This is a genomic window from Flavobacterium lacustre, assembly GCF_027474525.2.
GTDB lineage: Bacteria > Bacteroidota > Bacteroidia > Flavobacteriales > Flavobacteriaceae > Flavobacterium > Flavobacterium lacustre.
This window is the reverse complement of record NZ_CP114882.2, coordinates 997,963-1,016,231: the sequence shown is the minus strand read 5'-3', so window position 1 is coordinate 1,016,231 and position 18,269 is coordinate 997,963. Positions and strand designations below refer to the sequence as shown.

General features: G+C 36.1%; 18 protein-coding genes. 11 read left to right on the top strand and 7 right to left on the bottom strand.

Features of this window, described 5'->3' with window-relative positions; translation table 11 throughout:
• Nucleotides 1-208: 208 nt before the first annotated feature.
• Entirely contained in the window at nucleotides 209-1,309 is a 1,101-nt protein-coding gene (gene dprA / locus O6P34_RS04520; RefSeq protein WP_269686139.1) for a DNA-processing protein DprA, read from the top strand.
• Between the two features lie 62 nt (nucleotides 1,310-1,371).
• On the opposite strand, the gene trpS is transcribed toward dprA, so the two are convergent.
• The 6 genes from trpS to O6P34_RS04490 form a co-directional block, all read right to left on the bottom strand.
• A complete protein-coding gene (gene trpS, locus O6P34_RS04515; RefSeq protein ID WP_269686138.1) occupies nucleotides 1,372-2,349 on the bottom strand; it encodes a tryptophan--tRNA ligase in 978 nt (325 codons plus the stop codon).
• Nucleotides 2,350-2,463: 114 nt separating this feature from the next.
• On the bottom strand, nucleotides 2,464-3,300 hold the full coding sequence (locus O6P34_RS04510; RefSeq protein ID WP_269686137.1) for a polysaccharide deacetylase family protein: 837 nt from the start codon (nucleotides 3,298-3,300) through the stop codon (nucleotides 2,464-2,466).
• A 7-nt stretch (nucleotides 3,301-3,307) separates the two neighbouring features.
• Nucleotides 3,308-4,360 carry a hypothetical protein gene (locus O6P34_RS04505; RefSeq protein ID WP_269686136.1) on the bottom strand — a complete coding sequence of 351 codons (1,053 nt, stop codon included), beginning with the start codon at nucleotides 4,358-4,360 and terminating at the stop codon, nucleotides 3,308-3,310.
• A 186-nt stretch (nucleotides 4,361-4,546) separates the two neighbouring features.
• A complete protein-coding gene (locus O6P34_RS04500; protein WP_269686135.1) occupies nucleotides 4,547-6,421 on the bottom strand; it encodes a M1 family metallopeptidase in 1,875 nt (624 codons plus the stop codon).
• Nucleotides 6,422-6,480: 59 nt separating this feature from the next.
• The gene (locus O6P34_RS04495; protein ID WP_269686134.1) at nucleotides 6,481-8,088 is read right to left on the bottom strand and encodes a S8 family peptidase; all 1,608 of its coding nucleotides are present in this window, start codon (nucleotides 8,086-8,088) and stop codon (nucleotides 6,481-6,483) included.
• 71 nt (nucleotides 8,089-8,159) lie between these two features.
• Nucleotides 8,160-9,020, bottom strand: a complete 861-nt coding sequence (locus O6P34_RS04490; protein ID WP_269686133.1) for an MBL fold metallo-hydrolase — start codon at nucleotides 9,018-9,020, stop codon at nucleotides 8,160-8,162.
• A gap of 163 nt (nucleotides 9,021-9,183) precedes the next feature.
• Here O6P34_RS04490 and O6P34_RS04485 point away from each other — a divergent pair, with 163 nt between their 5' ends.
• From O6P34_RS04485 to sufD, 5 genes are all read left to right on the top strand, one after another.
• The gene (locus O6P34_RS04485; protein ID WP_269686132.1) at nucleotides 9,184-9,513 is read left to right on the top strand and encodes a HesB/IscA family protein; all 330 of its coding nucleotides are present in this window, start codon (nucleotides 9,184-9,186) and stop codon (nucleotides 9,511-9,513) included.
• Between the two features lie 79 nt (nucleotides 9,514-9,592).
• A complete protein-coding gene (sufB, locus tag O6P34_RS04480) occupies nucleotides 9,593-11,041 on the top strand; it encodes a Fe-S cluster assembly protein SufB (protein ID WP_269686131.1) in 1,449 nt (482 codons plus the stop codon).
• A 34-nt stretch (nucleotides 11,042-11,075) separates the two neighbouring features.
• A complete protein-coding gene (gene sufC, locus O6P34_RS04475; protein WP_269686130.1) occupies nucleotides 11,076-11,828 on the top strand; it encodes a Fe-S cluster assembly ATPase SufC in 753 nt (250 codons plus the stop codon).
• A gap of 49 nt (nucleotides 11,829-11,877) precedes the next feature.
• The gene (locus tag O6P34_RS04470; protein WP_269686129.1) at nucleotides 11,878-12,252 is read left to right on the top strand and encodes a four helix bundle protein; all 375 of its coding nucleotides are present in this window, start codon (nucleotides 11,878-11,880) and stop codon (nucleotides 12,250-12,252) included.
• Nucleotides 12,253-12,348: 96 nt separating this feature from the next.
• Entirely contained in the window at nucleotides 12,349-13,665 is a 1,317-nt protein-coding gene (gene sufD, locus O6P34_RS04465) for a Fe-S cluster assembly protein SufD (RefSeq protein WP_269686128.1), read from the top strand.
• Nucleotides 13,666-13,722: 57 nt separating this feature from the next.
• Here the strand turns inward: sufD and O6P34_RS04460 are convergent, their stop codons facing one another.
• A complete protein-coding gene (locus O6P34_RS04460; RefSeq protein WP_269686127.1) occupies nucleotides 13,723-15,069 on the bottom strand; it encodes a serine hydrolase domain-containing protein in 1,347 nt (448 codons plus the stop codon).
• 185 nt (nucleotides 15,070-15,254) lie between these two features.
• Between O6P34_RS04460 and O6P34_RS04455 the strand changes: the two genes are divergently transcribed.
• The 5 genes from O6P34_RS04455 to O6P34_RS04435 all read left to right on the top strand — a co-directional run bounded on the left by O6P34_RS04455 (nucleotide 15,255) and on the right by O6P34_RS04435 (nucleotide 18,227).
• On the top strand, nucleotides 15,255-16,469 hold the full coding sequence (locus O6P34_RS04455; protein ID WP_269686126.1) for an aminotransferase class V-fold PLP-dependent enzyme: 1,215 nt from the start codon (nucleotides 15,255-15,257) through the stop codon (nucleotides 16,467-16,469).
• 11 nt (nucleotides 16,470-16,480) lie between these two features.
• Nucleotides 16,481-16,906, top strand: coding sequence for a hypothetical protein (locus O6P34_RS04450; protein WP_269686125.1), 426 nt, complete (start codon nucleotides 16,481-16,483; stop codon nucleotides 16,904-16,906).
• Between the two features lies 1 nt (nucleotide 16,907).
• On the top strand, nucleotides 16,908-17,327 hold the full coding sequence (locus O6P34_RS04445; protein ID WP_269686124.1) for a SufE family protein: 420 nt from the start codon (nucleotides 16,908-16,910) through the stop codon (nucleotides 17,325-17,327).
• 4 nt (nucleotides 17,328-17,331) lie between these two features.
• Nucleotides 17,332-17,655, top strand: a complete 324-nt coding sequence (locus tag O6P34_RS04440; RefSeq protein ID WP_269686123.1) for an SUF system Fe-S cluster assembly protein — start codon at nucleotides 17,332-17,334, stop codon at nucleotides 17,653-17,655.
• A 74-nt stretch (nucleotides 17,656-17,729) separates the two neighbouring features.
• Nucleotides 17,730-18,227: a DUF2480 family protein gene (locus tag O6P34_RS04435; RefSeq protein ID WP_269686122.1), complete on the top strand. Its 498-nt coding sequence runs from the start codon at nucleotides 17,730-17,732 to the stop codon at nucleotides 18,225-18,227.
• Nucleotides 18,228-18,269 lie beyond the last annotated feature (42 nt).

Below are 18,269 nucleotides of genomic sequence, written 5' to 3'. Positions count from 1 at the left end.
AATTGTTATTAACAATCGGCTTTAAATTTTATACATTTCAATTTCAAATAGTTATTTAAAAGCCGTTCTGTCTGCAATCGAAAAATAACTTTATTTATCTTATAAATGTAATAAAAAAGCTATCTTTATATGGAGAAAAAACAACTGTTTATGGCATTGAAATCATATAAAACAGTTTGATAAGTAACCATACGGTATAATTTCATTTATGATAGAACAAGATTTATTTCATTTATTGGCCTTACAAAGAGTAGAAGGAGTGGGCGATATAATGGCCAAAAAATTACTGACTCTTTTTGGTAATGCCGAATCTGTTTTTAAAGCAAAAGCTTCGCAACTAACCGGAATTGATGGCGTAGGTTCGGTTTTAATAAAAAATTTGAAAGACAAATCCGTTTTTGAAAAAGCCAACCAAGAATTGGATTTTATTCAAAAAAATGAAATTAATGTAGCTTATTTTCAAGACGAAAATTATCCGGAGCGATTGAAACATTGCATTGATGGTCCGGTTTTGTTGTTTACTTCGGGAAACATTGATCTAAAGAATAAAAAAATAATCAGCATTGTTGGAACACGCCAAATCACCTCTTACGGAATAGAATTCTGTAGAAAATTGATGGAAGATATAGCGCCTTTAGATCCTATTATTGTGAGTGGTTTTGCTTATGGCGTTGATATCGTGGCGCATCAATTGGCCATCGAAAATAACTTGCAAACTATTGGTGTTGTGGCGCATGGTCTAAATCAAATTTATCCAAAAACGCATAAGAAATATGTGGCCAAAGTAGAACAAAATGGTGGATTTATGACCGAATTTTGGAGTTCTTCCAATCCTGATAAAGAAAATTTTGTGCGTAGAAACCGAATCGTAGCGGGTATGTCTGAGGCAACAATTGTAATAGAATCTGCGGATAGAGGCGGTTCTTTGATTACGGCCAATATGGCGAATGATTATAATCGGGATGTTTTTGCTGTTCCCGGCCGTGTTACGGATAAATACAGTCAAGGTTGCAACAACCTGATAAAAACGCAAAAAGCAAATGTGCTGACCAGTGCCGCTGATTTAATTTATATCTTGAATTGGGATTTAGAAAAAGAAACCAAACCCATTCAAAAACAATTATTTGTGACTCTGGATGCCGATGAGCAAAAAGTCTACGATTACCTTCTTAAAACCGGAAAAGAAGTAATGGATATTATTGCCTTACAATGTGATTTTCCGATTTATAAAATCTCAGGAATGCTGTTGAATATGGAACTGAAAGGTGTTATTCGACCCCTGCCCGGGAAATTATTTGAGGCGATTTAATATAAAAAGCCGAAGATGCACAGATCAAAGGTGCGTCTTCGGCTTTTTTATAAAGAAGCTTTTTAAAGTGTTTCGAATCCTAATTTTTCTCTTACTCTGTTCAAGACTCCATTAGCAACAATGGTGGCTTTTGCAGCGCCAATTTTCAATAAAGCATCTACTTCAGCAAGATTATTAATGTAGTAATTGTATTTTTCTCTTTCGCTTTTGAATTTCTCTGTGATTAACTCAAATAACGCTTGTTTGGCGTGTCCGTAACCGTAGTTTCCACCTAAATAATTAGCTCTCATAACCGCTAATTGTTCTTCGGTGGCTAATAATTTATAAATCGCAAAAGCATTACAGGTTTCAGGATTTTTTGGTTCTTCGAGCGGCGTACTGTCTGTTTCAATACTCATGATTTGTTTGCGCAAAGCTTTGTCATCCAAGAAAATATTGATAAAATTATTGGCTGATTTACTCATTTTTCCGCCATTGGTTCCGGGAATTAACATGCTGTCTTGTTGGATTTTGGCTTCCGGAATAACGAAAGTTTCTCCCATTTGGTGGTTGAAACGAGAGGCTACATCACGCGTTATTTCTAAGTGTTGCAATTGGTCTTTTCCCACGGGAACAAATTCGGCATCATACAATAAAATATCGGCAGCCATCAACATTGGATACGAAAAAAGACCTGCATTGACATCTTCTAAACGATCGGCTTTGTCTTTGAAAGAATGTGCCAATGTTAAGCGTTGAAAAGGGAAAAAACAACTCAAATACCAAGACAACTCTGCGGTTTGTGCCACATCCGATTGTCTGTAGAAGACCACTTTGTTGACATCCAATCCACAGGCAAGCCAAGCTGCTGCAGTGCTGTAGATATTGGTTCGTAAGGTTGCTCCGTTTTTTATTTGGGTTATCGAATGTAAATCGGCGATGAAAAGAAACGATTCGTTTTCAGGATTATTCGATAATGCTATTGCGGGAATGATTGCGCCAAGTAAGTTCCCTAAATGTGGTGTTCCTGTACTTTGAACGCCTGTAAGTATTTTTGCCATTGTAAATTTTTCTGAAACGCAAAGTTCGCAAAGTTTGCAGCGACTTTAGCAAAGTTTGTCAAGTTTTTTTATTGCATATAAAAATACTAAACGCATCATTAAACCCAATCGGGCTTATTTATTGAAAGTAGTTGTTATCGCCTTGAGCATAGTAGGAGTAGACCAAGTGCCGCCAACAATCATGCGTCTTACCGTAAAAAGAGGTTCAACAGTGTCTCTTTTTGTGGCTAAAGCAAAGGCCAGTTTGTAATTTTCATTTTTTATTCTTGCAATAGCGGCGGCATTCCATAACCCAAAAGGATAGGAAAAATAACGAATGGGTTTGCCGGTTATCGCTTCAAGTTGTTGTTGCGGTTTGAGGAGTTGGATTTCCCAATCTTTCTGGGAGTATTTAGTTACCCGATGATGATCCCAAGTGTGTGAGCCAATGCTATGTCCGGTATCTGATAAATTTTTTATCTGCTGTTTGTTCATATATCCTGGACGATCAATAGAAACGGTCATGATAAAAAACACGCCTTTAAAACCATATTTAGCCATTTCTGGAGCGGCTAAACGAAAGTGTTCTTCCCGCGTATCATCAAAAGTAATTAGAATTGGTTTAGCAGGTAACGGTTTGTTATGCACTAAATACGCATACAATTCATCGGGGAGAATGGTCTGATATCCTGCATCCGATAAGGCTTTCATTTGTTCTTCAAAAGCTTTTGGAGTTACGGTATACGCTTTGACTGTGGCACTTGCATTTGGTTGAATAGCTCGAATGTTATGATAACATAAAACCGGAATTTCCTTTTTAGAAATAATTAATGCGGCAGTATTGGTTTTTGGTTTTTCTAATTTTATCGCAGGACTGGCTACGGCAATTTCTTTTTTTATCGTGCCTGTATCAGAAAAACATCCTATTGATACCAAAAAAAGGGTCAGGAATAACAGTGTAGTTTTTTTCATAATTCAATTATTGATATTGAATGTAGATGGGTTGAGGCTTAAATTTCAGTAATTCTTCGGGCGTGTATAACCCGTTGCAGCTTTTTTTGGTGTCATTTTTATAAAATAATTTAAAGCCTGTAAACTGCACCGGTTCCCTGTATATATAGGCGAGATAGGTTGATTTTTTTAAAATCTTATCGCCAAAACCATCCATGTTTATTACTACTTGTACTTCGGGAATTGTTTTTATTTTTTTATAATTGGTAACCATGCGTTGTGTAAAGCGGTGTACCACGAGTACTTTTGGCGGAAGCTTGTTGTCCCGAACTATTTTGGCCAAAAAATCGATGGCGTCGTTAATATCGTCAGCAGTGAATGTTCCAATTTTTGTGCCTGGTGTTTCTCCGTTTTTCATAGAGAATTCGGGATCAATTCCTAAATGGACATTGGGTAATTTAAAATAATTTGATAAGGAAACCACTTCTTCTTTTACAGAACTGTGACCCACTTGAATATCCAGAAATACCACAGCATCGATTGATTTTGCCCAATTTACAATCGTGTCAATTTGGCGAAACGGCATTCTCAAACGGTGTTTGTTGTTTACGCTGTTCGAGCCTTGTGCGGTTACAGCGATATAATGTAAGGCCGGAATTACTTTTACGGTAGTATCAGCTGCTTGCCATTTGGCCACTTCAGACTGTAATTTTTTTAGCATTTGTTGTTTGGGAAGTTCGCCTAAAATCCCCATTCTTTTAGAAAATAAATTTCCATAAAAGGCCACAATTCGGTTGTAAGGCAGCAAGGCTCCGGGTAGCGGATAGGTTGTTTTTACGGGCCATCTTCCGGAGGTGTCATAATTGCTCAGTGCAAGCATTCGTTTATTATAATCGGCGGTGTCAATTGTGGCGGAAACGGTTTTTACTATCGTATCAAGCGGAATAGTATCTGAAGCAAGTTCTTTTTTTTCCTCATCATGGATTTTATTGGCGGGTCTGCTTTTGTTACAACTGCTGGCAAAGAATAACAACAATACCGAAAGCGTATAAAAGGGTACTATGTACAATGACTTTTTCATTAAAGAAATTCCTTTTGTTTTGCTTAGTAAAGATACGTTATTAGAATTTTGATTTAGGGTTTTTTAGGTTCTAATTAATTGATAATAAATGGGATAAAGCAGAAATGTTTTTAAATTTAAACTAAAAAAACGCTTTCAAGTTAATGGAAGCGTTTTTTTAAAATTGAATTACAATCTTAATTAGAACTATTTGAGTTCAAAACTATTGTTTTCCGGTTTCACATCGGCCATTAATCCGCTTGGGTCTATGGTGATTTTTTTGATGCTTGTTTTTGGTTTTGAAACCGCAAACTCAAAGGTAGGATAAGCCCAAGCCCAATCGTTTAAAACGGTTCTTTTTACGGCAGGGTTTGGATTTTCTTTTTCGAAACTCATCATGCGCAACGGAATATAAAAACTCTCTTTTGTACCGTCTGTGTATTCGACCAATACATCTATTGGCATTGGCATTCTGCCGATTCTTTCTAAAACAACGGTGGTTTGACCTGCGTTTTCTTTTACTTCTTTGATACCATAATCAATGGTATTTGTTGTTAGTGTCCAATCTGTTAGATACCAATCTAATTCTGCTCCCGAAACACGCTCAGCCGTTCTTTTGATATCGTTTGGAGTAGGGTGTTTGAATTTGAATTCCTGATAATAGCGTCTTAAGGTTTTATCCAGATTTTCTTTTCCAATCAAATAGCTTAATTGTGTCAAGAAAATTTCTCCTTTGCTGTAAGAGGTAATGCTGTAAACTCTGTTTTCGTCAAAACGGTCAGCATGGGTGCCTTGAGGCAATTCCTTACCGGAATTTACCATAGAAAAATACCCTTTGTACGCGCCGGTAAAGGGGTTTTCGACTTTGTTTTCTGCAATTTCATTGGTGGCAAAATCTTCTAAATAAGAGGTGAAACCTTCGTCCATCCATCCGTGTTTAGATTCGTTTGAGGCCAAAATATGTTGAAACCAAGAATGTCCCATTTCGTGTGCAATAAGTCCGACTAAACCATCTAAGGCGCCTTGACCCAAAATTAAAGTACACATGGCATATTCCATTCCGCCGTCGCCACCCTGAATTACAGAGTATTGTTTGTACGGATAATCACCCACAGTTTTGTTAAAAAGCGCCATTATAGCTACGATTTTTGGTTCGGCTTTTTTCCAGTTTTCTATGATTTTTGAATCGTTTTTGTATAGAAAATGCAAGTCAACATCATTAGGCCCTTTTACCACATCATGAATGTAATTTTTATCAGCAGCCCAAGCAAAATCATGAACCATTGGTGCATTAAAATGCCAAGTCAAGGTTTTTGTTTTCTTTGGCAGTGTTACAACAACTCCTTCATCCTGATAGCCGTAACCTATTTCGTTTTTGTTTAATAAATACCCGGAACCTCCTAAAATATAGTTCTTGTCGATAGTAATTTGCACATCGAAATTTCCCCAAACACCATGAAATTCTCTGGCGATATACGGATCGGCGTGCCAACCTTCAAAATCAAATTCGGCAATTTTAGGATACCATTGCGTCATTGACAATTCGATTCCTTCGACATTATTTCTTCCCGAACGACGAATTTGAACGGGTACCTGACCCTCAAAATTTAGTGTAAAAGTGGTTTTAGAATTGGGTAAAATGGGCTTTGCCAAAGTAACTTCCAAGATGGTTCCCACTTCTTTAGCAGTGGCAACAACTCCGTCTTGTTTGAAGTTTGAAATTCGTAAATACCCAATTTCATTTGGTTTCAACGTTTTGATTCGGCTTTCTTTGACCTCTTTACCATCAACTTTCACCTTATTAACCATTCTTGAATCCGGGTCTTTGATGCTTTGTATTCTGGCGTCCATTTCGCTGCCGGGTTGAAACGCGTTGTTGAATAAATGATAATAGACTTTCTTTAAGGTATCCGGAGAATTATTGGTGTAAACCAGTTCCTGATTGCCTTTGTATTGATAGGTTTTTACATCCATAGCAACTTCCATTTTGTAATCAACGTGTTGTTGCCAGTATGTTGTGCTTTGCGCAAAAAGCGAACCGGAATGAAGGGCGATAAAAGCCAGTAAAAGTAATTTTCTCATCTTTTTTTCAATAAAAAATGGAAGGACAAAAGCCCTTCCAATAGATTAATAGTTTAAATTTATTTTTTTGACATTCTTTCAGCCATAAGCAATGCGTCATAAGCATTGATCATTTTTCCTGATTTTGAGGTTTCAGCAACTGATTTTTTTTCTTGTGATTCTCCCAAAGCAACTGTTGCCGGAAGCGGAGTTCCTGAGTCCATTAGGATTTGTTTCACTTCTTTGGCCGATAATTTTGGATAATACGAACGGATTAATGCCGCAACTCCAGCCGCATTTGGCGAAGCCATAGAAGTTCCTTGTAAATATTTGTATTTGTTGTTAGGCACTGAGGCGTAAATCTCGGAACCTGGCGCAAATACATCTACATTTAATTTTCCATAATTTGAATAAGGTGCTATTACACTTTCACCATATACATCAGTCAAGGCGCCTATTGACAGTACGTTGCTTGCAAATTCGGTTTTATTGTCTTTAGAATCTCTTGGAAAATTAGAATTCACGTCTAAATCAATATTATTTCCGTCATTTCCAGATCCAAAAACAAGTAAAACATCTTTTTTCCCGGCATATTTTATAGCATCAAAAACCCATTCTTTATTAGGGGAAAAATTTTTACCAAAACTTCCGTTGATTACTTTTGCTCCGTTATCTACAGCGTAACGTATGGCCAAGGCAATGTCTTTGTCGTATTCATCTCCGTTAGGAACGGCTCTTACCGCCATAATCTCAACATGATTTGCCACACCGTCACCACCCAAATTGTTGTTGCGAACTTGTGCTATAATACCGGCAACGTGTGTTCCGTGAAGTGCTTTTTCTTTATCGGGACCAAAAACGATATTGTTTCCATATTTTCTGTCTTCAATATCTTCTGGGTTGTCGCCTACAATTTTTCGACCTTCAAATTCTTTATTTAATTTAAAATCAAAATTGTCATATACATATTCTCTGTATTCTTTGATTTCGTCAAAAATTCCTGCTCCTGAGCGAGAAAGGATTTGAGTCATTATCATTTTATTTTTATTCAAATCGTTGTCTGTCGTAACAATTGCATTCAAATCTTCAACCGTATAAACGTCTTTTTTCAAGTAATTTTGAATAGATTGATTGGTGTTTACAATAAAATCGACTTGTTTTTTATCCTCCAAAGCTTTGTTGTATCTTTCGTCATATACTTTTTTAGCTTCTTTGTATGTGGCAGATCCGTCATCGGCTTTTTTGATAATTCGGGTCATTTCTAAGTTTTCGTTTACAGCATCTCCCAGAAAATTCCATCCGTGAATATCATCGATGTAACCGTTTTTATCATCATCTATTCCGTTAGCGGGAATTTCTTTGGCATTAGTCCAAACTACTGATTTTAAATCTTCGTGCTCAATATCAACACCCGAATCTACTATACCAACAATTACTTTAATTCCTTTTTTATCTTTCAATAATTCAGCATATGCTTTATCAACGCTCATTCCGGGAATTGTATCTTTGGCTAGGTCTAAATGGCTCCAGCGTTTTAAGTCAATATCAGCAATAGGCGCCACTTTTTTGATAATTACGGGAGCAGTTACAGCGGGAGTTGCTGTTGTGGCAATTTGTTTTGATGCACCACATCCTGCCAAAGCCAACATAGCAATCGCAGAAATGTAGAAAGGTTTAATGCTATTCATGTACAAGTTTTAAAAATGTTAAATATGCGACTAAAGTATGTTTTTTTGTTATAAAAATGAAATGATTAACACTACATTAATAGTTCTTCGGCAGAAAATCGGTCTTTTAGTCGAACGCCTTTCTCTGTTTTTTCGACAGTTATAATTTCATTATGCGCATCGTGTTCCAAGAATAAGTAGTAATTATTTTCGGCAGCAGCAGTCATAAATTTTGTTTTTTCGTCCATCGTCAAAAGTGGTCGTGTGTCATAACCCATCACATAAGGAATAGGAATGTGTCCGGCTGTGGCCAATAAATCTGCGCAAAAAACAATGGTTTTATCCTGATATTGAATGTGTGGAAGCATTTGTTTTTCGGTATGACCATCGGCAAAGAAAATCCCAAATCCCAGCTCAGATTGTGTTAAATAATCACCTTCGGGTCTGGTTATAAAATGCAATTGTCCGCTTTCTTGCATTGGCAAAATGTTTTCGGATAAAAAGGAGGCTTTTTCTCTAACATTAGGTTTTGTGGCCCATTCCCAATGTTTATCGTTACTCCAAAATTTTGCGTTTTTAAAAGCAGGTTCATAACCCGTTTTGTCTTGGTTCCATTGCACACTTCCACCACAATGGTCAAAATGCAAATGCGTCATAAAAACATCGGTAACATCATCACGATGAAATCCATATTTTGCCAACGATTTATCCATAGAATGCGTTCCCCAAAGCGAATAATATCCAAAAAACTTTTCGGATTGCTTGTTTCCCATTCCGGTATCAATCAAAATTAATCGGTTTCCATCTTCAATCAGCAGACATCTTGCGGCAATATCAATCAGATTATTTTCGTCGGCAGGATTGGTTCTGTTCCAAATAGTTTTGGGAACAACGCCAAACATGGCACCACCATCGAGTTTAAAATTGCCGGTTTCTATAGGATATAATTTCATTTTTTTAATTTTTGGATGTAACAAAGTTAGCCAATACATTTACTTTTAAACGGTTTAATAGACTTTTTCTATGATTACATCAATCAAAAAATGTTAAGATGTATGGCGAAAACTATTAAAAGTAATATCTTTGTCGTTAATTTAGACGAAATAAAGATAAGCTATGATAAAAGTTTCTGATACTGCCAAAAAGAAAATCATCGATCTGATGAAAGACGATGGTTTTGATGCTGCTATCGACTATGTTAGAGTAGGTGTAAAAAGCGGCGGATGCTCCGGTTTATCCTATGATTTAAAATTTGATAAAGCCAAAGGAGAAGACGATAAAATATTTGTAGATAATGATATAACCATTGCGGTTGAAAAAAAATCTTTCCTTTATTTAGCAGGAACAATTTTAGAATTCTCCGGCGGATTAAACGGAAAAGGATTTGTTTTTAATAATCCAAATGCAAGTAGAACTTGTGGTTGCGGAGAATCATTTTCACTATAGTCGAAAATCAAAAGGCATAAACCCGCAAGACTAAAAATGACTTTTGACAGTAGACTTTTAAACTTTAAGACAAAAAAATATGTCAAAATATACTGAAGACGATTTAAAAATTGAACTCGAAACTAAAGAATACGAGTACGGATTTTATACAGATATCGCGTCGGATACGTTTCCCATTGGTTTAAACGAAGATATTGTTCGAGCCATTTCCCTTCGAAAAGAAGAACCACAATGGATGACCGATTGGCGTATTGAGGCTTTTCGTGCCTGGGAACAAATGACAGAGCCAGAATGGGCAAATGTGCATTATGACAAACCCGATTTTCAAGCTATTTCGTATTATTCGGCTCCTTTGAGCAAAGCAAAATACGAAAGTTTAGACGAGGTAGATCCAGAATTATTGGAAACATTCAAAAAACTGGGGATTTCTATCGATGAACAAAAAATGCTTTCGGGAGTTGCTATGGATATTGTGGTTGACTCGGTTTCGGTAGCTACAACATTCAAAAAAACATTAGGCGAAAAAGGAATTATTTTCTGTTCCATTTCTGAAGCGATTCGGGAGTATCCGGAATTAGTCCAAAAATACTTAGGAAGCGTTATTCCACAAAAAGATAACTTTTACGCCGCATTGAATTCAGCTGTTTTCTCTGACGGTTCGTTTTGTTATATTCCAAAAGGCGTTCGTTGTCCAATGGAATTATCAACGTATTTCCGTATCAATCAAGCCGGAACCGGACAATTCGAAAGAACTTTGGTCATTGCAGATGAAGGAAGTTATGTTTCTTATCTTGAAGGTTGTACCGCTCCAAGTCGTGATGAAAACCAATTGCACGCTGCTTGTGTGGAATTGATTGCCATGGATGATGCCGAAATCAAATATTCAACCGTTCAAAACTGGTATCCTGGAAATAAAGAAGGTAAAGGCGGGGTTTTCAATTTTGTGACCAAAAGAGGTTTGTGTGAGAAAAACGCAAAAATTTCTTGGACGCAAGTCGAAACCGGATCTGCTGTAACTTGGAAATACCCATCTTGTATTTTAAAAGGAGATAATTCAGTAGGCGAATTTTATTCGATTGCTGTTACTAATAATTTCCAACAAGCGGATACAGGAACCAAAATGATTCACCTTGGTAAAAACACCAAATCAACCATTATTTCTAAAGGAATTTCGGCCGGAAAATCACAAAACAGTTACCGAGGTTTAGTTCAAATTAGTGCCAGAGCAGATAATGCCCGAAACTTTTCACAATGTGATTCGTTGTTGATGGGTAATAATTGTGGCGCGCATACTTTTCCATACATCGAAAGTAAAAATCCAACAGCCAAAATTGAACATGAAGCTACGACAAGTAAAATTGGCGAAGACCAAGTTTTTTATTGCAACCAACGTGGAATTCCAACCGAAAAAGCCATTGCCTTAATCGTAAACGGTTTCAGTAAAGATGTATTGAATAAGTTACCAATGGAATTTGCCGTTGAAGCACAAAAATTATTAGAAATTTCTCTTGAAGGATCAGTAGGTTAATCTTTTTAAGACTTTATAAAACAAATAGAAACAGATGTTAAGTATAAAAAATTTACACGCCTCAATTGGGGATAAAGAAATATTAAAAGGAATCAACCTTGAAGTAAAAGCAGGAGAAATCCACGCGATAATGGGACCAAACGGTGCCGGAAAAAGTACACTTTCGGCAATTATTGCAGGAAATGAAAATTACGAAGTAACTGATGGAGAAATCCTTTTGGAAGGAGAAGATATTTCAGAATTGGCACCCGAAGAAAGAGCGCATAAAGGAGTTTTTCTTTCGTTTCAATATCCAGTTGAAATTCCGGGAGTTTCGGTAACTAACTTCATGAGAACCGCTATCAACGAAACGCGTAAAGCACAAGGATTAGAAGAAATGCCGGCAAACCAAATGCTGAAATTTATTCGTGAAAAATCAGAATTATTAGAAATCGACAGAAAATTTTTGTCCCGTTCCCTAAACGAAGGTTTTTCAGGTGGAGAGAAAAAAAGGAATGAGATTTTTCAAATGGCAATGCTAGAACCAAAATTAGCTATTCTTGACGAAACCGATTCAGGTCTTGATATTGATGCACTTCGAATTGTTGCCAACGGGGTTAATAAATTGAAAAGTGACAAAAATGCCATTATCGTTATCACGCACTACCAACGTTTGTTAGATTATATTGTTCCTGATTTTGTTCACGTTCTTTACAACGGAAGAATTGTAAAATCCGGAGGGAAAGAATTAGCCTATGAGCTTGAAGAAAAAGGATACGACTGGATTAAACAAGAACAAGAAGCGTAAAATTAAAACAGTCTAAAGTCAAAGGTCTTAAAGTCAAAAGAAAAAAGTAATGGGGAAATTTAATTCTTTCGAAGAAATTAATTCTTGGCAAAAAGCAAGACTATTCAAGAAAAGAATATACCTAATTACAGAAAATACAAATTTCAAAAAAGACTTTGATTTCATTAGACAAATTAGACGGGCATCAATTTCTATATCATCAAATATCGCTGAAGGATTTGAGAGAAATACAGACAAAGAGTTTATTTACTTTTTATATGTTGCAAAAGCTTCCGCTGGAGAAGTTCGTTCTCAATTATATTTAGCATTTGATTTAGATTATATTACTATAGAAGAATTTGAAAAACTTTTAGAATCAGTAACAGAAATATCAAAATTGTTAAGTGGTTTTATTAAATACTTAGAATCTAGTCGTAAAGTTTAAAAGTCAAAAGTCGAAGTCAAGAATAGTTCAATCAGCTATTTTATGCTTATCCCGACTTTAAGACATTTGACTTTCGACTTTAAGACTTAAATAAAAATGGAATTGAAAGAAAAATTACTATCGTCTTTTATGGCTTTTGAAGAGCGTATCGATGTTCATTCAGAACTTCATGATGTACGAACTTCGGCTATAAAAAACTTTGAAAATAAAGGGTTTCCAACTAAAAAAGACGAAGCTTGGAAATATACATCGCTGAATGCCATTCTAAAAAATGATTTTAGTGTATTTCCAAAAAACGAAAAAACAATTGAATTCAGAGATGTAAAAAAATACTTTTTACACGAAATCGACACCTATAAAGTAGTTTTTGTTGATGGCGTTTTTAGTTCAAACTTGTCTTCAACCACACACGAAGGAATTGACGTTTGCTTGATGTCATCGGCATTGAACAAGCCAAAATACAAGATGGTTATTGACACTTATTTTAACAAAATTGCCAGTAAGGATGAAACGTTAACTTCTTTGAACACGGCTTTCGCCAATGAAGGAGCGTATATCAACATACCAAAAAGCAAAGTGGCCGATAAACCAATTGAGATTATGTATTTCTCAACCGGTTCCGAAGCAGCGCTTTTGGTACAACCCAGAAACTTGGTAATTGTAGGGGAGAATTCTCATGTTCAAATTATCGAAAGACACCAATGTTTAAACGAAAATGCGGTTTTGACCAACTCGGTTACCGAGATTTTTGCTCAAAAACGCGCTATTGTTGATTACTATAAAATTCAAAACGACAGTCTAGAAGCCAACTTAATTGACAATACTTACGTTTCTCAAAAACAAGAAAGTCACGTATCGGTTGACACATTCTCTTTTGGAGGGAATTTGACTAGAAACAATTTGAATTTCTATCATTTTGGAGAACGTTTGACCAGCACTTTAAACGGAATCACAATCATTGGCGGCAAGCAACATGTGGATCATTATACATTAGTGAATCATGCGACGCCTAACTGTGAAAGTTTCCAAGATTATAAAGGCATCTTTTCAGATCGTTCTACCGGCGTTTTCAACGGAAAAGTATATGTGGAGAAAGAAGCGCAAAAAACAAATGCCTTCCAAAAAAGTAACAACATTTTATTGAGTGATAAAGCAACTATCAACGCTAAACCTCAGTTAGAAATTTTTGCTGATGATGTAAAATGTTCTCACGGATGTACCGTTGGACAATTAGACGAAACAGCAATGTTTTACATGCAACAACGCGGAATTCCTAAGAAAGAAGCCAAAGCATTATTGATGTATGCGTTCTCGAATGCCGTAATTGAAAGCATCAAAATACCAGAACTCAAAAAACGAATTACTGCTATTATCGCTAATAAATTAGGCGTGAAAATGGGATTTGATTTGTAATATTAGTAATAATTATAATTTTAAAAACCCGACAAATTTCAAATTTGTCGGGTTTTTTTATTTCTTCAAACTGCCCACAATTCCACTTAACAATCCATTAAAATCAAATTCAGGATCTTCTTTCAATCCCATTCGCACAATTACTAAATCGTGGCTCGGGAAAATAGCAACCATTTGGCCTTGGTAACCGCTGCAATAGAACATATCTTTTGGGGCATCCTGGAATCTTCCGCCTGCGTTGAGCCAAAATTGAGCGCCATATTGCCCGTTTGACGTCTTTGTTGGTGTTGCTGTATATTTCACCCAGTTTTCGTTGAGGATTTGTTCGCCATTCCAGTTGCCTTTGTGCAAGTACAATAATCCAAATTTTGACCAATCCCGTGTGGTGGCCCAACCGTAAGAAGAACCCACATAATTTCCTGCCATATCCGTTTCTATTAACATGGAATTCATCCCGATTTTATCAATCAAATTGGTGTACCAAAAGTCTAAATATTCCTGATGCGTTTTGAACTGCTTCCGCAAAATTCCAGAAAGCAAATTAGTCGTTCCAGATGAATAATTCCAATGTGTGTCAGGCTTGAAAGCGGCCGGTTTTTCTAGTTGTGAACGTGACATATCTTCGGCTTGAAAAAGCATTTGGGTCGCATCACAAATGGTATTGTAATTTTCTTCCCATTCTAAACCGGAATTCATATGCAATAAATCATTAGTTGTAATAATTTTGCGTTCGTCGTTTGCCCATTCCGGAATTGGAGCGGGTTTATAAATATCAAATTTGCCTTGGTGGTCCAAAACCCCAAACACAGCGCTGGTAATACTTTTGGTCATTGACCAACCCAATATTTTACTGTTTTTAGTAAAACCGGTATCGTATTTTTCGGCAATAATTTTGTCTTTGTAAATTACTATGACGGAACGGGTTCTTTTGTTTTTTGCTCCTTTTGTATCAAAAGCATTGGCTACAGCCGCATTCAATTTGGTATAATCAACATTGGCAAAAACAGTGTCTTTTGGTTCGTTATTGCCATACGGAAAAGGTAAATTGTTACTTAATTTGCTTCTTTTGGGAATTAAATACGGTTTCGAAGCATCAAAATCATCGTTGATTAAGGTCACGCCTAAACCTTTGCGGTAAATGGCTTTTCGTTCTTTTAAACCATAAACAGAAGCGGTTGCAAATTCTCCGTTTTCATCAATTTTGTTCGTGGCCAAAGTAATCATGTCAATATCATTGTCCCCTTTTTCAATTAATTCCTGGGAACGGTTATCGATAAAATATCCCGAAGCCATACTTTTGGACGAAAATCCGGAAATTAAATCCAGTTTGGGATACGTGATATATCCAAAATAAGAAATACCAATAAGAGAAGCGAAGCCAAGGAATTGGAAAATTTTTTTCATAGCGAATTAATTTAAAGCAATTTATGAAAAAAGAATCATAAATTTTACACCGTCATCCGAATAAGAAAAATTTAGTTTTGCAGTTAAATCAAATTACTGCATTGTTTAATTTTATTAACAAGTGTTTGCTAAAAATTAATTTCAATTTCATTACTTTTGTATTTAGAAAAATTCTAAATAAAGTAATGGTAGACATTCAAAAAATAAGAGCCGATTTTCCAATTCTGTCACAAAAAGTGAACGGAAAACCATTAGTTTATTTCGACAACGGAGCTACATCACAAAAGCCACAGGTGGTGATTGATGCGATTTCAAAATACTATCAGGAAATCAACGCGAATATTCACCGCGGTGTGCATACTTTGAGCCAATTAGCAACAGACGCTTATGAAATTTCTCGTGGTAAAATTCAAAATCACATCAATGCTAAATTTGCGCATGAAGTACTTTTTACTTCCGGAACCACGCATGGAGTCAATTTAGTAGCCAATGGATTTGCTTCGATTTTAAAGTCAGGCGATGAGGTTTTGGTTTCCGCTTTAGAGCACCACAGCAATATTGTGCCTTGGCAAATGTTGTGTGAGAAAACAGGAGCTACTTTGAAGGTGATTCCGATGAATGAATATGGCGAATTAATCATGTCCGAATATGACAAATTACTTTCGGATAAGACCAAAATTGTTACCGTTAATCACATTTCGAATGCTTTGGGAACCATTAACCCAATTAAATACATGATTGATAAAGCGCACGAATTTGGCGCAGCAGTTTTTATCGATGGTGCTCAAGCTGTTCCGCATTTGAAACCGAATGTCCAGGAATTAGACTGTGATTTTTATGCTTTTTCAGGACACAAAATGTGTGGGCCAACCGGAACCGGAATTTTATTCGGAAAAGAAGCTTGGCTGAATAAATTGCCGCCTTATCAAGGTGGTGGTGAAATGATCAAGGAAGTAACTTTCGAGAAAACAACTTATGCTGATTTGCCTCATAAATTTGAAGCGGGAACGCCTAATATAGCTGGCGGAATTGTTTTGGGAACGGCTGTTGATTACATGAATGAAATTGGTTTTGAAAACATTCAGGAACAGGAATTAGCTTTACTTGATTATGCAACCAAACGCTTATTGGAAATTGAAGGATTGAAAATTTTTGGCACAGCCAAAGCAAAAACTTCGGTGATTTCGTTTAATATTGAAGGGATTCATCCGTATGATATTGGCACTATTATTGACAAATTAGGAATAGCGGTACGAACCGGTCATCATTGTGCGCAACCGATTATGAATTTCTTTCAAATTCCCGGTACAATCCGCGCTTCGTTTGCCTTTTATAATACCAAAGAAGAAATAGACAGCATGGTAGAAGCCGTTAAAAAGGCACAAATGATGTTGTCCTAAACAATCAAATTATGAAAACAGCAATTGCCTTGTTTCTGAGCCTTTTTATGATAAGCAGTTGTGCCTGTCAAAAAAACACTGATATGAAAACAGCCGTAATCGAATACGAAGCGCAAACCCGAGGAATGTATCAGAAAGTTTTAGTAGAAAATCAAACGGTTTTTGTTGCTAAAAATAGAGACGAAAAACCAGTTGAACTCAAAATTTCTGATGAGGATTGGATCGTTTTGACAACTGAGTTTGAGAAATTGGACTTAGAAGCCATTCCAAATTTGAAAGCGCCAACAGAGAAACGTTTTTACGACGGTGCAGCAATTGCCAATTTGAAAATAACATACAAAGGAAAAACTTATGAAACCAAAGCGTTTGATCATGGTTTTCCCCCTGCCGAAATAAAAAAAATAGTAACAAAATTAGTTTCATTTACCCAAAAATAGCATGACCATAAAAGAAATACAAGACGAGATTATAGACGAATTTTCGTTGTTTGACGATTGGATGCAGCGTTATGAATATATTATCGATTTAGGAAAAAGTCTTCCGTTGATTGAAGAAGAAGCCAAAACAGATGAAAATTTAATTAAAGGCTGTCAGTCAAAAGTATGGCTTCAAGGCCAACAAGCAGGTGATAAAATCGTTTTTACAGCGGATAGTGATGCTATTTTGACCAAAGGAATCATTGCGATACTAATTCGTGCTTTTTCTAATCAAAAAGCAGCTGATATTCTGGATGCTGATATGGATTTTATTGATGCAATTGGTTTAAAAGAACATTTGTCGCCAACTCGCGCCAACGGATTGGTTTCGATGATAAAAAATATTAAAATGTATGCTTTGGCATTCAACACCAAAAATTAAAATTATGACAGAAGAAATAAACACAGCAGAATTAGGCGAAGCTATCGTACAAAAACTAAAAACCATTTATGATCCGGAGATTCCTGTAGATATCTACGAATTAGGATTGATTTATGATGTTATGGTGAATACAGATTATGAAGTAAAAATCCTGATGACCTTAACTTCTCCAAACTGTCCTGTTGCGGAAAGTTTACCAAGAGAAGTTGAAGAAAAAGTAAAATCAATTGAGCATGTAAAAGATGCCGATGTTGAGATTACATTTGATCCGCCTTGGAGTAAAGATTTAATGAGTGAAGAAGCAAAACTAGAATTAGGAATGCTTTAAATTAGTCATAATGTCAAAAGCCATAGCGTCACAAAGCTATTGACGGTGAGACTTTTGACTTTAAGAATTTAAAAATGGAAATAATCAATAAAGTAGCGAATAGTGTTTTGGAAGTTTTCGATCTTGAAGACTATTATCCGGAAGGAATTCGTGCGCAAATCGATATTTCACAATGGCTTTTTGAAGGTCTTATTTTAAAAGAAAAAGACTTTAGAGAAAAGCTGAAAAATCATGATTGGTCTCAATATCAAAATCAATATGTAGCGGTTTCCTGTGGGACAAATGCTATCGTTCCGGCATGGGCTTCTATTTTGGTAACGATTCAGTTGGTGCCTTTTGCAAAGAAAATAGTAAATGGATATTTAGAAGATTTAGATGCATCACTGTATGAAGCAATCCTTTCTAAAATTGATTATACGGTGTATCAAAACAAGCCTGTTATCATAAAAGGATGTTCTAAAAAACCAGTTCCTATGCGCGCTTATGTTTTAGCTGCGCAATATTTGCAACCATATGCCAGAAGTATTATGTATGGTGAAGCCTGCTCTGCAGTACCATTATATAAAGCATAAAATTCAGGTTTGTCATTAGTTATGAATCGTAACGGATTCATT

Bases quoted from the DNA above. Each gene is read 5' to 3' on its own strand.
- trpS (WP_269686138.1), bottom strand. From the start codon at position 2,349: ATGGCAAAAATACTTACAGGCGTTCAAAGTACAGGAACACCACATTTA.
- O6P34_RS04490 (WP_269686133.1), bottom strand. From the start codon at position 9,020: ATGAAATTATATCCTATAGAAACCGGCAATTTTAAACTCGATGGTGGT.
- O6P34_RS04510 (WP_269686137.1), bottom strand. From the start codon at position 3,300: ATGAAAAAAACTACACTGTTATTCCTGACCCTTTTTTTGGTATCAATA.
- O6P34_RS04500 (WP_269686135.1), bottom strand. From the start codon at position 6,421: ATGAGAAAATTACTTTTACTGGCTTTTATCGCCCTTCATTCCGGTTCG.
- sufD (WP_269686128.1), top strand. From the start codon at position 12,349: ATGGAATTGAAAGAAAAATTACTATCGTCTTTTATGGCTTTTGAAGAG.
- dprA (WP_269686139.1), top strand. From the start codon at position 209: ATGATAGAACAAGATTTATTTCATTTATTGGCCTTACAAAGAGTAGAA.
- O6P34_RS04455 (WP_269686126.1), top strand. From the start codon at position 15,255: ATGGTAGACATTCAAAAAATAAGAGCCGATTTTCCAATTCTGTCACAA.
- O6P34_RS04485 (WP_269686132.1), top strand. From the start codon at position 9,184: ATGATAAAAGTTTCTGATACTGCCAAAAAGAAAATCATCGATCTGATG.
- sufC (WP_269686130.1), top strand. From the start codon at position 11,076: ATGTTAAGTATAAAAAATTTACACGCCTCAATTGGGGATAAAGAAATA.
- O6P34_RS04460 (WP_269686127.1), bottom strand. From the start codon at position 15,069: ATGAAAAAAATTTTCCAATTCCTTGGCTTCGCTTCTCTTATTGGTATT.
- O6P34_RS04450 (WP_269686125.1), top strand. From the start codon at position 16,481: ATGAAAACAGCAATTGCCTTGTTTCTGAGCCTTTTTATGATAAGCAGT.
- O6P34_RS04435 (WP_269686122.1), top strand. From the start codon at position 17,730: ATGGAAATAATCAATAAAGTAGCGAATAGTGTTTTGGAAGTTTTCGAT.
- sufB (WP_269686131.1), top strand. From the start codon at position 9,593: ATGTCAAAATATACTGAAGACGATTTAAAAATTGAACTCGAAACTAAA.
- O6P34_RS04470 (WP_269686129.1), top strand. From the start codon at position 11,878: ATGGGGAAATTTAATTCTTTCGAAGAAATTAATTCTTGGCAAAAAGCA.
- O6P34_RS04495 (WP_269686134.1), bottom strand. From the start codon at position 8,088: ATGAATAGCATTAAACCTTTCTACATTTCTGCGATTGCTATGTTGGCT.
- O6P34_RS04445 (WP_269686124.1), top strand. From the start codon at position 16,908: ATGACCATAAAAGAAATACAAGACGAGATTATAGACGAATTTTCGTTG.
- O6P34_RS04505 (WP_269686136.1), bottom strand. From the start codon at position 4,360: ATGAAAAAGTCATTGTACATAGTACCCTTTTATACGCTTTCGGTATTG.
- O6P34_RS04440 (WP_269686123.1), top strand. From the start codon at position 17,332: ATGACAGAAGAAATAAACACAGCAGAATTAGGCGAAGCTATCGTACAA.